Source organism: Streptomyces sp. WG5, from assembly GCF_049974565.1.
Classification (GTDB): domain Bacteria; phylum Actinomycetota; class Actinomycetes; order Streptomycetales; family Streptomycetaceae; genus Streptomyces.
On record NZ_JBNGGC010000014.1, the window covers coordinates 138341 to 151838 of the forward strand.

Annotated in this window: 8 protein-coding genes and 1 pseudogene; 2 read left to right on the forward strand and 7 right to left on the reverse strand. The window is 73.3% G+C overall.

Annotated features, from left to right (window positions below; translation table 11 throughout):
* Nucleotides 1-176: 176 nt before the first annotated feature.
* Entirely contained in the window at nt 177-569 is a 393-nt protein-coding gene (locus ACP4IX_RS17305; protein ID WP_426556018.1) for a hypothetical protein, read from the reverse strand.
* Nucleotides 570-697: 128 nt separating this feature from the next.
* On the opposite strand from ACP4IX_RS17305, the gene ACP4IX_RS17310 reads away from it, so the two are divergent.
* Nucleotides 698-2014, forward strand: a complete 1317-nt coding sequence (locus ACP4IX_RS17310; protein ID WP_426522727.1) for a hypothetical protein — start codon at nt 698-700, stop codon at nt 2012-2014.
* 240 nt (nt 2015-2254) lie between these two features.
* On the opposite strand, the gene ACP4IX_RS17315 is transcribed toward ACP4IX_RS17310, so the two are convergent.
* The 6 genes and pseudogenes from ACP4IX_RS17315 to ACP4IX_RS17340 form a co-directional block, all read right to left on the reverse strand.
* Nucleotides 2255-4087 carry an ABC transporter ATP-binding protein gene (locus ACP4IX_RS17315; protein ID WP_426556019.1) on the reverse strand — a complete coding sequence of 611 codons (1833 nt, stop codon included), beginning with the start codon at nt 4085-4087 and terminating at the stop codon, nt 2255-2257.
* Nucleotides 4084-5778 (reverse strand): ABC transporter transmembrane domain-containing protein, encoded by a 1695-nt coding sequence (locus ACP4IX_RS17320; protein WP_426556020.1) that lies wholly within the window; start codon nt 5776-5778, stop codon nt 4084-4086. The genes ACP4IX_RS17315 and ACP4IX_RS17320 overlap by 4 nt, the downstream gene beginning before the upstream one ends.
* Nucleotides 5775-7307: an AMP-binding protein gene (locus ACP4IX_RS17325; protein WP_426556021.1), complete on the reverse strand. Its 1533-nt coding sequence runs from the start codon at nt 7305-7307 to the stop codon at nt 5775-5777. The genes ACP4IX_RS17320 and ACP4IX_RS17325 overlap by 4 nt, the downstream gene beginning before the upstream one ends.
* The gene (locus ACP4IX_RS17330) at nt 7304-9115 is read right to left on the reverse strand and encodes a condensation domain-containing protein (RefSeq protein ID WP_426556022.1); all 1812 of its coding nucleotides are present in this window, start codon (nt 9113-9115) and stop codon (nt 7304-7306) included. The genes ACP4IX_RS17325 and ACP4IX_RS17330 overlap by 4 nt, the downstream gene beginning before the upstream one ends.
* The gene (locus tag ACP4IX_RS17335; protein WP_426522732.1) at nt 9112-10845 is read right to left on the reverse strand and encodes a carbamoyltransferase family protein; all 1734 of its coding nucleotides are present in this window, start codon (nt 10843-10845) and stop codon (nt 9112-9114) included. Before ACP4IX_RS17335 ends, ACP4IX_RS17330 begins: the two co-directional genes overlap by 4 nt.
* 140 nt (nt 10846-10985) lie before the next feature.
* Nucleotides 10986-11084, reverse strand: a pseudogene (locus ACP4IX_RS17340) (XRE family transcriptional regulator); the annotation flags it as partial.
* Nucleotides 11085-12066: 982 nt separating this feature from the next.
* On the opposite strand from ACP4IX_RS17340, the gene ACP4IX_RS17345 reads away from it, so the two are divergent.
* The gene (locus tag ACP4IX_RS17345) at nt 12067-13482 is read left to right on the forward strand and encodes a KamA family radical SAM protein (protein ID WP_426522733.1); all 1416 of its coding nucleotides are present in this window, start codon (nt 12067-12069) and stop codon (nt 13480-13482) included.
* Nucleotides 13483-13498 lie beyond the last annotated feature (16 nt).

The window sequence follows — 13498 nt, forward strand, 5'->3', positions numbered from 1 at the left end:
CCCTGAGTGCGGAAGAGCCGGGACGGGACATGAACCGAGGCGCCGGACAGCCGCTCGCCACGCATCGTTTCCCGGACCGAACTCCGGCTGGTCACGCAAGAACCAGCCACCGCACCCAACAGTGCGTTGACATCGCTAACAAGCCTATTTACGGTGACTGTTGCTCCGCAAGGGGCTCAGGGGGGCGGCAGACCGTGCACGTGGACGATACCGTTGGACCCGGCCCGGCCGTCACTGTGGACGGCCTGCTGGATACTGCCGAACACGCCTTTCCGCGCGCCGAGTTCAAACTGGTGCGACCGCTCCCGCACCATGTCCAGCGCACGTTCGGCACTCCTGACACCGAGGCCCGCCTCCACCTGCTCGGACGCATCACCGATCTGCTGCACGCCCTGGACGACCGGGCCGGTCGGGATGTCCTCGCCGCCTGGGAGACGGCCTGGGAAGCCGAGCGTGACGGTCCTGTGGTCGTGCCCCCGGACGCCGGACCGGACGGCCTGATCCCGCTCGGATACGCCGCCCTGCTCCTCACAAGCCATGGCCGTGGCAATGCCCTCCTCGACGCCCACACCTCACGCCACCCCGACCACGCCGCCCCAGGCCTGGCCTGCCGTGCGAGTCCCCGCCGCCGCCCCGGGTCGTCGTCCTGCGGGGCCCCTCGCACCCGGCGCCGGACCGGCGTGCCAACATCGTCTGCATGACCGACAGCTACTCACACGACAGCCATGAAGACGCCGTCCACACGGTGGCCGAACTGCTGGAAGCCGACTTCGGGGACTGGGAGTTGGCCTCAGTGAAGGAATGGGCGGCTGCCCGCCCCGGCTGGGAGTGCGGCGGTGCAGGAGACGGCCGGGTGACGCTCGTCTCGGACCGTGCGGGTATCTCGTTGGTCCTGGATGCGGGCAAGCTCGGCTTCGAGTCCACCCGGTACACCACCGGCCAGGTCCGTCTGCTGACCCACGCGTACCGGTCCCGGCCGGGAGGCGCCGCCTGCGACCGGACAGCCGGGCTGGCTCGTGCCCTCGCCACGGTGGGAAACCCGGTGCGCTACGAGGACTGCGGCGGCGCCCCCGGTCTGCGCTGGCGCGGCGAGCGCCACACCCTGATCTTCCAGAGCAACCGACGTGCCAGCTGGCTGGCCCTGCATCCCGTCCCGCCTCGCCACGCCGACGCCGCGGAGACGGCCGAGTCACTGCACGACACCGGCAAGCCCGGCGAGCGGGCACGGGTGCTGTCCTACGAGCCGGGAGCCACCCTCGCCCGGCGCAGGACCGCCTTCGGCGACCTCTTCGACGCCGTCGTCGGCCGCATCGGCAGCCCCACCCTGTTCGGCGGCTCCGCCGAAGGGCCGAACATCCGCTGGCGCAACGAGCGGCGACTGCTGATCCTCAGCGGCGACCGCCACGGAGCCCTGCTCGAGGTGCACGACACCGGGGAACTGGAGGAAGAGGAACACCGCGACTTCAAGTGGGGCGGGTCGTGGAGTCCCGACGAGCCGTCGGACTTCCGTTCCCTGCCCTACCTGTGGCAGCTCGACCGGGGCGGTTCCGGCTGGGGGCCCGACGTGTACCCCGGCGGCCGGCTGGCCCTGGGTCCGGACCACCTCCAGGACGCTCTCGGGCTGATGCTCCACTCGTTCGTGGAACACCTCCCCGCCCAGGTCGGCGAGAACTGGGCCGGCTTCGTGATCACCCATCGCGGCCGGGACACCGTGCAGGTCGTCTTCGAGCCGGGCAGCGGTCTGCGGCTCTTCCGTTACGACCGTGCCGAGCACGTCTCCGCCGAAAAGACCGCGGCGATGCACGAGATCGGCTGGCAGCAACGCGAACGCTGGCGGTGGGCGGCCGTGTTCCCTCAGGACGGCGAGGACTCCGCGGCACGGGCCGCCCGCCTCATCGTCACCCAACTGCGGTCGGACGGCGTGAACAACCCGGGCGAGGAGTGCGCCCTGCGCGACGTCACGTGCAACGACATGGGCGCCTTCGACCTCTACGGGACGGGCATCGGCCGCTGAAGGCGGCAGGCGCCACTGCCGAGGCCGGGGGGACAGGGCTGGGCGGTCCGAGGTCCCAGGAGGTGATGCCACCATCCTGTCCGGCAGTCGTGCCGCCTGCCAAGGCCGGCATCGGGATGCGCACGTTGACGGAGCTGCCCACGCGCCGGGCTGTGGGACGACCGCCGTCCCGCGCCGTCGGAGCGGTCGCGTCTCCGCCTGTCCCTTGACCTCCTTCTGTCCCCACGCCGGCGGTCCGGATCACCGGGCCGCCTGCCAGGAGTGCCACAGGGACGCGTAGGCACCGTCCGCCGCCAGGAGTTCCTCGTGGCTGCCGAGCTCGACGATCCGGCCGCGGTCCATGACCGCGATGCGGTCGGCGTCCCGCACCGAGTCCAGGCGGTGCACCACGGAGATCACCGTACGGCCCTCGATCAGCGCCGCGAGCGAACGTTCGACCCGGCGTGACGCGGTGGAGTCCAGCAGCGCCGTGGCTTCGTCCAGCACCAGTGCGTGCGGGTCGGACAGCAGCAGCCGGGCCAGTGCCAGTTGCTGGGCCGCCGACGGGGACAGCGGTGCGGCGCCCGGGCCGATCCCGGTGTCGAGGCCGTCGGGGAGGGTGCGGGCCCAGTCCGCCAGCAGAACCGTCTCCAGCGCCTCCCACAGCCGTTCGTCCGACGGCGCCTCCTCGCAGGCCAGTGTGAGGTTGTCCCGTACCGTGCCGGTGAACACGTGCTGCTCCTGGGTCACGAGGACGATCTCGCGCCGCAGTTGGTCCACCGGCAGGGTGCTGATCTCGGCGCCGCCGATGCGCACGCTCCCCCGGGTCGCGTGGTGCACGCCGGCCAGCAGCTTGCCGAGGGTGGACTTGCCCGCGCCGGAGGCACCGACCACGGCCAGGCGCTCACCGAAGGCGATGTCGAGGTCGATGTCCGACAGGACCTCTTGGCCCGGGGCGTAGCCGAAGCCGACGCCCTCCAACCGGATGGCGTGGCCCTCGATGGCCGCGGGTGGCCGCGGCTCCTCGCGCGGCAACCGGTCCGTGCCCAGGATCCTGCGCAGCGCGGCGTTCCCGATCTGCAGTTCGTCGGTCCAGGTGAGCAGGTCGTTCAGGGGCTCGCCGAGCGCCTGGACGTAGAGCACCACGGCGGTGAGTTCGCCCAGTCCCACGGCACCGTCCCGGTAGGCGAGTCCGCCGATCAGCAGGGTCAGCGCCATCGGCACCATGGTGGCGAGGTCCAGGCTGGGGAACCAGATGGTCTGGAGCCAGGTGGTGCGCTGCCGGGTCCGTACCACCTGGTCGACCGCCCGGCCGTGGCGCCGGATCTGGCGGGGCCCGAGCCCGAGGGACTCGACGGTGGCGGCGCCGCGGGCGGTCTCGTGCGTGACGGCCAGGACGTCGGCCTCCTGAGCGAGCAGGCGCTCGTAGGCGCGGGTCGCGCGCGGCCGGTACCACCAGGTCGGCAGGAGGGCGAAGGGCACTCCGGCCAGCAGCGCGAGGGCGAGCAGGGGGGAGGTCAGCAGGATCGCCGCGAAGGTGAACACCAGGGTGACGGCGGCCAGCGCGATGCGCGGGACCGCCTGCCGGATGCTCTCGTTGAGCCGGTCGGCGTCGGTGGTGGCGCGGCTGAGGAGCTCGCCGGTTCCGACGCTCTCCACCTGCGACAGCGGCAGCCCGAGGGCCCTGCGGACGAACGTCTCGCGGGTGCGCGCCAGGACGCGCTCGCCCAGCAACGTGGCCCGGGTGCGGGCGGCGCGGGCGAGCAGCGCTTGGGTGACGAGGACGGCGACGAAGGCCAGGGCGAGCAGGTCGACCCGGCCCGCGGTGGTACCGGCCTTCACGGATTCGACCAGGTGGCCGAGGAGTCGGGGTCCGATCAGGCCCGCCACCAGAGCGGCGGCGAACAGCACGAAGGTGAGGGCCAGCCGGGCGGCCTCGCCGCGCAGGAAGGCGCCGACCCAGGCGCGGACGTCCGCCCGGTCGGCGAGCGGCAGCCGCCCCGGGTGGCCGGGCGCGCCGTCGGGTCGGGGGGCGGTGGGCGGGGCCGGAGCGGCTTCGGCGGTGGGGTGGGCCTGGGCGGGTGTCGCCGTCACGAGGGCACTCCTGTGGAACGGTCGGGGCTGCCGGACACGGGGTCCGGGCCGAGGCGGACCTCTCGGTCGGCGACGCCGCGCCACAGCGGGCTGTCGCTGAACACGACGGTGGTGCGCCCCGCCCTCGCGGCGGCGACCCGTTCGACCACCCGGGCCTCGGTGTGGGCGTCGACCGAGGAGGTGGGATCCTCCAGCACCAGCACGTCGGGAGCCGCGAGCAGGGCCCGCGCGAGGACGAGGCGCTGGCGCTGCCCGCCGGACAGGGCACGGCCGCCCTCGTCGAGAGGGGTGTCCGGACCGGCGGGGAGGGCTTCTACCACGTCGGTGGCATCGGCGGTGAACAGCGCGTGCTCCAGGTCCCGCGGCGAGCGGGCCGATTCCGTGGTCAGCTCGTCCCGTACGGTGCCGCTGAACAGGATGTCGGCGGGTCCCGACCGGAGCACCCGGGAGCGTAGTTCGGCGAGGTCCACCCGGTCGAGCGGGATGCCGCCGAGCAGCACGGCCGGGGCACCGTCACCGGAACCGCCGGGGCGGGTGAGCCGGTCGGCGAGGTCTCCGGTGCGGTCGGCGGGGGCGACGACCACGGTGAGCCGTCCGGCCTCGGCGGTGATGCCGGTGCGGGCGTCCGCCAGCGACAGCGGACCCGGGGGCAGCGGCTCTGGCTGTACGGGCTGGGTGGTCTCGGGGACGAGGCGCAGCAGGGTGCAGACCCGGCCGGCGGCGACCTTGGCCAGGCTGAGCGTCTCTGCGGCCTCGGTCGCGGTGCTCACCGGGAGGGTGAGGAAGGCCGACGCACCGTAGAAGGCGACCAGTTCGCCGACGGTGATGGTGCCCTCCAGGGCGAGGCGGGCGCCGAACCAGACGATGCCGACGGTGACGAGGCCGGGCAGGAAGACCCCGGCCGCCTGGAGCCAGGCCTCCATCCGGCCGGCCGACTCGCCGGCCCGCCGGACCTCCTGACTGGTGCGGCGGAAGCGTTCGGCGAAACCGGCCTCGCCGCCGATGCCGCGCAGGATCCGCAGACCGGCGACGATGTCACCCGCCTGGGAGGTGGCGATGCCCATCTGTTCGCGCTGGGCCTCGTCGCGTTCCTGGAGGGGCCGCAGCAGCGGTCCGATGCCCAGGACGGCGGCCGGGACTCCGATGAGCACGGCCAGTCCGAGCACGGGTGAGGTGACGGTGAGGGCCACGGCCACGAGCACGGCGGCGACCACCGCGCCGATGGTGCGGCCGACCACCTCGAAGGCGTTGCCGATGGTGTCGACGTCCGCGGCGGCCGAGGCAGCCACGTCACCGGAGCGTGCCTTGCCGCGCAGGGTGGCGCCCAGCCGGACCACGTGCCGCATCAGGACGCGGTGGGTGTGCGACAGGGCGTGCGCCTCGGCGCCCACGGCCGCCTGGATCAGACCGGCGCCGGCGAGGGCCTGGACGATGCCGAGGACGAGCGTGAGCAGGGCCCACAGGTAGAGGCCGGCCCGGTCGCCTCCCTGGCCGGCCTCGTCGATGGCCCGTCCGATGACGAGCGGGACCAGGGCCAGGGGGACCATCCAGAGGGTGCCGAGGACGGCGCTGAGGAGCAGCGGCCCGGGCCGGATCCGCGCCAGCCACCACAGGTAGGCCCAAGGGCCCCGCGCGTCCGCCTCGGGCAGGGTGGCGGGGGCCACCGAGGCATCGAAGAGCCGGTTGGTCACAGGTACCGGTCCCGGGTGGCCGCGCGGTCGACCTTGCCGGTGCGGGTGTGCTCCAGTCGGGGGACCGCGACGATCCGGTCGGGGACGATGTGCTCGGGGAGCGTGGCGCGCAGGTGCGCGCGCAGCGCGGCGGGCTCGGCCGCGACGCCGCCGTCCTCTGGCGTGTTGCCGTCGGGCGCGACGACCACGAAGGCGACGAGCGCGGTGTGCTCGCCCTTGGCGTGCGCGGCGGCGGCGACGGCGGTCACACCGGGGAGCCGTCCGATGGCCTCCTCGACGTCCAGCAGGTCCACCCGGTGACCGCGGATCTTGACCTGGTGGTCGCTGCGGCCGTGGAAGACCAGGGCACCGTCGGCGGACTCATGGACGAGGTCGCCGGTGCGGTACCAGCGGGTGGTGCCGCCGCCGAAGTCGGCCTCGACGAAGCGGGCGGCCGTGCGGTCGGGGTCGTCGAGGTAGCCGGTGGCGAGCTGGGGACCGGCCACGAGCAACTCGCCGGGGCCGTCGGGCGCGTCCGGGCGTGGCACCACGGCCTGCCGTACGGATGGCAGCGGGTGACCGATCGGGACCCCCTCGGGGAAGGGGTTCCCGGCCTTCCGGGGTCCGGCACCGGGCCCGGCGAGGACGGCGCTGTGGGTGACGAGGGCGGTCTCGGTGGACCCGTAGGTGTTGAGGAGCCGTACGTGGTCGGCGCCGAGCCGGTGCCAGCGCTCCAGCATGTCGGGGCGGACGGCCTCGCCGCCGATGACGACGGTCTCGACGGTGCCGGGGAGTTTCCGGCCGGTCTCCAGCAGATGGCCGGTGTAGATGTGCCAGTAGTCGACGGGCAGGTTGACCAGGGTGACCTCGTTGTCGGTGAGGACCCGGTCGAGGTCCGCCTCGGCGTCACCGTCCAGCACGACGAGTCCGCCCTCCAGGAGCGGCGGCAGGATCTCCTCCAGGCTGGTGTCGCCGTCGGCCCGGGTGAAGTTGAGGGACACGGTGTCCGGACCGACCTCGTACAGCTCGCGCAGCGGGGACAGGACGGCGTGCAGCGCCCGGTGCGGGACGGCCACGGCCTTGGGAGCGCCGGTCGAACCGGAGGTGAACAGCACGTAGGCGGGGTCGTCGGCGCGGACCGGTCTGCCGTTGCCCGGGACGGGGGCGCGGGGCGGGCCCCAGTGGGGGCGCAGGACGCGGTCGACGGCGGGCAGCCGGTCGGTCTCGGCGGTGGCGACCAGCTCCCGGCAGCCGAGGGCGCGCAGGGCCTCGCCGGTGTGGCCGGCGGGGCCCTCGGGCACCGCCACGTAGCCGCGGCCGGCCGCGAGCGTGCCGAGGATCGCGGCGATGTCCCGGACGCTGTGGTGCAGGGTGACGGCCACGGGCGGATGCGGTCCGGGTGCGCGGGTGGCGACCAGGTCGGCCACCGCCCCTGCCCAGGAGGCCAGTTGGCCGTATCCGACCGTCATTCCGTTGTCGATGACCGCCGGTCGGCCGGGATCGGAGCGGGCGATGGTGAAGAAGCGCTCGAGCACGCTGGGGAGGATCATGGCAGGTCGCCTTCTTCTGTGCGTCCGTGAGGTGTTCGGTCGCCGCGGGTCCCGGCCGTGTCGGGGCCCGCCGTACCGGTTTCCGTCGCGTCGGATCCCGTCGCGTCGAGGAGTGCCGTGAGGGCCGCCCGGTGGCGGGCGGCGAGGTCGCGCACGGTCGCCTCGTCGTGCAGGGCGGTGGAGTACCACCATTCGACGCGCAACACCTCGTCGTCGGTCGTGGCGATCACCTCGATGAGGTGGGGCCGCGTCCAGTGCGGGGCGGTGATGTCGCCGACGGCCTCGGGCGCCACGTCCGGCAGCAGGGTGCGCAGGGGCAGGGCGTCCGCGTCGTCGCCCTCGAAGTCGAACGAGATGTCGCTGGGCGGGGCGGCGCGCAGCGTGGCCGCGATGCGCGGCCGGCCATGGCGGCTGAGCGCACCGAATCCCACTCCCCCGCCGGGCAGGGCCGCGAGGTGCCCGACGGTTCGCGCCAGCCGTTCGGCCGGGGTGCCGGGGGCCAGGTCCAGGCGGACGGGCACGGTGGTGGTGAACCAGCCGGTGGTGCGGGCCAGATGAGTGTCGCCGACGGTCTCCTCGCGCCCGTGCCGCAGGATGTCCACCCGGACTTCCGTCTCGTCGAGCCACCCGGCCAGTACCTCGCCCAGGGCGTGCAGGACCAGGTCGCCGGGGTGGGCGCGGTGGACGCGGGCCGCCGTGTGGAGGCGCGTGGTGAGCTCCGGCGGGAACTCCTCGCGGTAGGTCGCGGCGGTGCGGGCGGTGTTCGCGGCCCGTGGGTCGGCGGCGGCGTGGTCCAGCGGGACGGTCGCGGGGGTACGGACCACCTCCGTCCACCACTCGGCCTCCGCCTCGGCCTCGGGGGTGCGGGCGTGGGCGGCCAGTGCCCGGGCCCACTCGGGGTACGGGGTCGCCTCGGCGCACCAGACGTCGCGGCGCCCGGCTTCGAGCGCCGTGTACAGCTCCTCCAGGTCTTCCAGGAGGACGGACCACGAGACCATGTCGAACGCGATCTGATGCATGACGATCAGCAGTCGCCCCGGGCGGGTCGGGCCCGCGTCGAAGCGGACGAACCGGGCCACGGGTCCCGTCTGCGGATCCAGGGCCCCCTGTTCGACCGTGCAGCGCAGGGTGACCGCGGCCGGCAGTTCGGCGTCGGTGAGCTCGCTGATGTCCACCGTGTCCAGCACCGGGCCGAGGGCCGCGTCGGGCGGGCCGTCGGGGTCGACGGCCACCACCAGTTGCCGGGGCCGCCGGGCCGGTCGGGCCTCGACGGCCAGGCGCAGCGAGGCGTGCCCGGCGACCAGGCGGCGGACGGCCTCGGCGAACAGTTCGCCGTCGAGGTCCGGCCGGGTGGTGAAGAGCATCGCCTGGTTCCAGTGGCCCCGGTCGCCGGTCTGCTCCTCCCAGGAATGTTCCTGCGGAGGGGTGAGCACGACCGGGGCGTGGCCGGCGCCGGGTGGTGCGGCATCGGCGGTACGGCGCCGGACAGCGCGTTCGGCGACCAGCGCGGCCAGCCGGGCCGTGGTCATCTCCGGCACGGTCAGCTCGCGCAGTTGCACCCGGACGCCGAAGGCGGCCTCGACGCGGCGGACGGTGCGGATGAGGTCGAGGGAGTCCACTCCGAGGTCGAGCAGCGGGGCCGACAGGTCGGCGTCCGGCGTCAGCACGGTGTCGGCGAGCCAGGCGTCCAGCCGGGCGCGGATCTCCTCGCCGCCGGGACCGGGCATGTCTGACGGGCCGGACGCCGGGGCGGCGGGGGTGGCGGCGTCCGCGGCGGGGCCGGGGTGCCGGCGGGCCGGGGCCGTCATGAGCGGAGCTCGCGCAGGGCACCGTCGGGGCGGCGGATCAGGAAGGGTCCGAGGGCCAGGGCGTCCATCGGCAGCCGGTGGAAGGTGGCGAGGGCGTCGCGCGGGCTGCAGACGACCGGTTCGTCGCGGCCGTTGAAGGAGGTGTTCAGGACGACCGGGCTGCCGGTGTGCGCGCCGACCGCGCCGATGAGCCGGTGGTAGAGGGGGTCGACGTCGGCGGACACCGTCTGCGGCCGGGTGGTCCGGTCGCTGTGGACCACTGCGGGCATGACGGCGGCGCCGGCCTCGGTGACCGGGGTGGTGACGATCATGTACGGCAGCGGGGTGGTGGTGCCGATCAGGGCTTCGGCCGCCTCTTCCTGCATGCTCGGGGCGAACGGCCGCCACGCCTCGCGGTCCTTGATCCGGACATTGACCCGGTCGCGGGTCCCCTCGGGGGCCGGCACGGCGACCATGCTGCGGTGGCCGAGGGCACGAGGACCGCCCTCGGCCCGGCCCTGGAACCATCCGGCGACTCCGCCGGCGGCCAGGACGTCCGCCGTCGCGGCGGCGATGTCCGCGGGCTCGGTGTAGGCGGTTCCGGAGGCGTCCAGCACAGAGCGGATCTCGTCCGGGCTCCACTGCGGGCCCCAGGCCACCGAGCCGTTCATGGGCCGGATCCGGTCGCCCTCCTGGGCCGCGGCCCAGACCGCCGCGCCGAGTGAGACGCCCTGGTCACCGGCGAGGGGCTGGACGAAGAGGTCCTGCACCTCGGGCATGCGCATGAGCTTGCCGTTGAGGGTGGCGTTGAAGCCGACGCCGCCCGCGATCAGCAGTGTGGTCTCGCCGCTCTCCCGGAGCAGGGTGCGCACGAGGGCCGTGACCGCCCGCTCCAGCGCCGCCTGGGCCGTGGCCGCGATGTCGCGGTACTCGAACGGGTCCCGGTCGGTGACCCGTGTGTAGCGGCTCACGCGGGGGTCGAAGCGGCGGACGGAGCGGTTGGGGGCGTCCGGAAGTGCCTTCTCCAGGTGCTCCAGCCAGTGCCGTACGGTGGCCGTCTCCTCGTCGGTGGTGCCGGTGGAGCGCAGGTCCTGTGGGACGACACCGATGGTGAAGCCGTCGTCCGTGAAGCCGAAGGCGCCGCCGAGGGTGAGGTCCTGCGGAGTGCCGTACGAGGCCAGGCCCATCATCTTGCCGGCCGCGTCGGAACCGAGACCGGTGTACGCGCAGACCGCGGCGTAGAAGTAGCCCAGTGACCAGCCCGGCGGGTAGGTGCGCAGGGTCTTGATCTCGCCGTCGACACCGACGGCGAGCGTGGTGCTCACGTCCTCGCCCTGGCCGTCCAGGACCAGGACGGCGCCGCGGTCCCGCCCGGAGAGGTGGTAGGCGCTGGCGGCGTGGGCGATGTGGTGGTCGACGAACATCAGCCGCGGGTCGCGGGCGCGCGGGAACAGTGCCTTGGGCAGCAGGTGCTCGAGCGCACCGGCGTCGTCGGCGAACCAGTCCAGGCCCCGGTCGCGGAACAGCTTGGGCAGGTCCCACCCGTGGGCGACGACGTCGATGTCGTCCAGGGTGAGGCCGCCCTCCGCGAGACAGTGGGCGGCGGCGTTGAGGGGTGCCTCCCCGTAGGCGTGCTTGTTCCGGGTGAAGCGTTCTTCCTCGGCCAGGGCGATGACTTCGCCGTCCACGACGAGGCAGGCGGCCCCATCGTGACTGGCTCCGGGCCAGCCGTTGACTCCGAGCACACGCATGGTCAGTCCCCAAGGGTCGGTCGGGATCGTCCGGTCGCACCCCGCGCCGCCTGGGCGCGGGGTGCGACCGGTCACGCCGACCGATCTTGTCTACCGGCCGGGTTGTACACGACCTTCGACGTTGTGCGGAGATCCGCGGCGAAGATCGCGGACGCTGCCTTGAGCACCTCGTTGGCGCGCCGCAGCTCCTCCACCTCGCTGCGCAGCCGGCGCAGTTCGGCCCGTTCGTCGCTGGTCAGCTCGTCGCCGCCGCGGCCGTGCGCGGTGGTGGTGGGCGCGTGGCGGCCGGAGTGCCCCCGGCCGTGCTCCGGGTCCCGGCCGGGGACGCGGGTCGCGTTCCGGTCCGGGCCCAGGCCGCGGGTCGCGTTCCGGTCCGGGCCGTGGTCCGTACTCCGGTTCCGGTCCGGGCCGCGGTCGGCTCTCCGGGCGGCGCCCCGCTCCGTGCCTCGCTCCGGAGCACCCCGCGGGGCCGGGCGGCGGTCGGAGCGCGCAGGCTCCCGCTCCGCGCCGTCCGCCCGCCCGTGTCCCGGTGCGGCGCGTGCCTCCAGTTCCTTGCTGACGCTGTGCCAGCGACGTGACCACAGCTCCAGGTCTCCACCACACGCGGCCACATAGGCGAGGGTCACCCTCAGCGAGGGTTTGTGCAGCCCCCGTGCGGCCTCGGAGAGTGTGGCGACGGAGTAGTGCGCCCGTTTCGCCATGGTGCGGTACGAGGGTTTTCCGGCCTCCGTCCGTAAGGTGCGCAAGTCGTGGGCGAATTCCTCCAATGGGCCTGCAGTAGGATCCAATAACCGCTCTGGCCTGGGCACATGTTCCCCCTGGTAGTCGGTTGTGTCGGCGCGACGCGGGTACCGTCGAGCCGTACAACCGTGGTCAGCGGTGTCCGGTGGTCGACGGTGCGATCAGCCGGAGACCGCCGGAGTCCCGGCATGCCGGCCTCCGCGGCTGATCTGCGGCCATTGGTACATGCCACTGACATGCGCATCAACCTCTCGACCGGCAATTCAGGCCAGCCCGGAGCCGATCACTCGGTCCGGGAGTGCTGTCCGTTCCCCTGCGGCACCGGCCGACGGCTTCCGCTTCCCATTCAACAGCCCTCGTTGTACAGGGGCACTTGCCCTGTGCGCCCCGTACAAATCCCTCTCGTGTACAACCCTTCACGCTCTGCAAGATCGGCGGCAGGCGATACGGCCGAAACCGATGGGATGGGGTGCCGGGCCGGTGGACACAGCACGCAGACAGACGGAATCAGCAGCCCTGGAAGGCGTCTACGCATACCGCAGCCGTCCACTCGTGGAGCCGGACTGGCGGCGCCTGCCCGGGTGGCGCGACGTCACCGCGGCCGAGTGGGCGGACCCCCAGTGGCAGCGCGCCCACTGCGTGAAGAACGCGAAGGACCTGCGCGCGGTCATGGGCGACCTGCTGGACGAGCGCTTCTACGCGGACTGGGAGCAGGACCGGCTGCACCGCGCCACCATGTCGGTGCTGCTGCCGCCCCAGATGCTCAACACCATGGCCCCGGAGGCGCCCGGCGCCCGTCCGGGCGAGCTCACCAAGGCGTTCTACGACGACCCGGTACGCCGGTACATGCTGCCGGTCTTCTCCGACCGGCACCCGCAGTGGCCCTCGCACCCGATGGCCGACCGGGACTCCCTGCACGAGCAGGAGATGTGGGTGGTGGAGGGGCTGACCCACCGCTACCCCACCAAGGTGCTGGCCGAGTTGCTGTCGACGTGCCCGCAGTACTGCGGGCACTGCACGCGCATGGACTTGGTGGGCAATTCCACGCCCCAGGTGGCCAAGAGCAGGCTCCAGCTCAAGCCGGCCGACCGGGCCGACCGCATCCTGGAGCACCTGCGCGCCTCGCCCGGCATCCGGGACGTGGTGGTCTCCGGCGGCGACCTGGCCAACATGCCCTGGCCCCGCCTGGAGCGCTTCGTGAACGACCTGCTGGAGATCGAGTCGATCCGGGACATCCGGCTGGCGAGCAAGGGGCTGGTCGGACTGCCCCAGCACTGGCGGTCCGGCCCGGTGCTGGAGGGCGTCGCCCGGATCGCGCGAACGGCCCGGTCCCGCGGAGTGCGCGTCGCACTGCACACCCACGCCAACGCCGCCCAGCAGATCACCCCCGCGGTGGCGGACGCGGCCTGGGCGCTGCTGGGCGCGGGACTGCACGACGTACGCAACCAGGGCGTGCTGATGCGCGGGGTCAACGACAGCGCGCACGACCTGCTCGACCTGTGCTTCGCGCTCATCGACCACGCGGGGATCACGCCGTACTACTTCTACATGTGCGACATGATCCCGAACGCCGAGCACTGGCGGGTGCCGCTGCACCGCGCACAGTTGATGCAGCGGCAGATCATGGGGTATCTCCCCGGTTTCGCCACGCCCCGCCTCGTGTGCGACGTGCCGCTGGCCGGCAAGCGCTGGGTGGAGCAGGTCGACTCCTACGACCGCGAACTCGGTGTGTCGCACTGGAGCAAGAGCTATCTCACCCCGCTGGAAGCGGCGGACCCGGAGGCCCACAGCGGCTCCTACCACTACTACGACCCCATCGACACGCTTCCCCTCGCCGGACAGCGGTGGTGGCGGGACACCCGTCAGAACTCCCCTCAGGGCTCGCGTCAGGGATAGAAGGGACAGGTGCGCA

Bases quoted from the DNA above. Each gene is read 5' to 3' on its own strand.
- ACP4IX_RS17310 (WP_426522727.1), top strand. From the start codon at position 698: ATGACCGACAGCTACTCACACGACAGCCATGAAGACGCCGTCCACACG.
- ACP4IX_RS17325 (WP_426556021.1), bottom strand. From the start codon at position 7,307: ATGATCCTCCCCAGCGTGCTCGAGCGCTTCTTCACCATCGCCCGCTCC.
- ACP4IX_RS17330 (WP_426556022.1), bottom strand. From the start codon at position 9,115: ATGACGGCCCCGGCCCGCCGGCACCCCGGCCCCGCCGCGGACGCCGCC.
- ACP4IX_RS17335 (WP_426522732.1), bottom strand. From the start codon at position 10,845: ATGCGTGTGCTCGGAGTCAACGGCTGGCCCGGAGCCAGTCACGATGGG.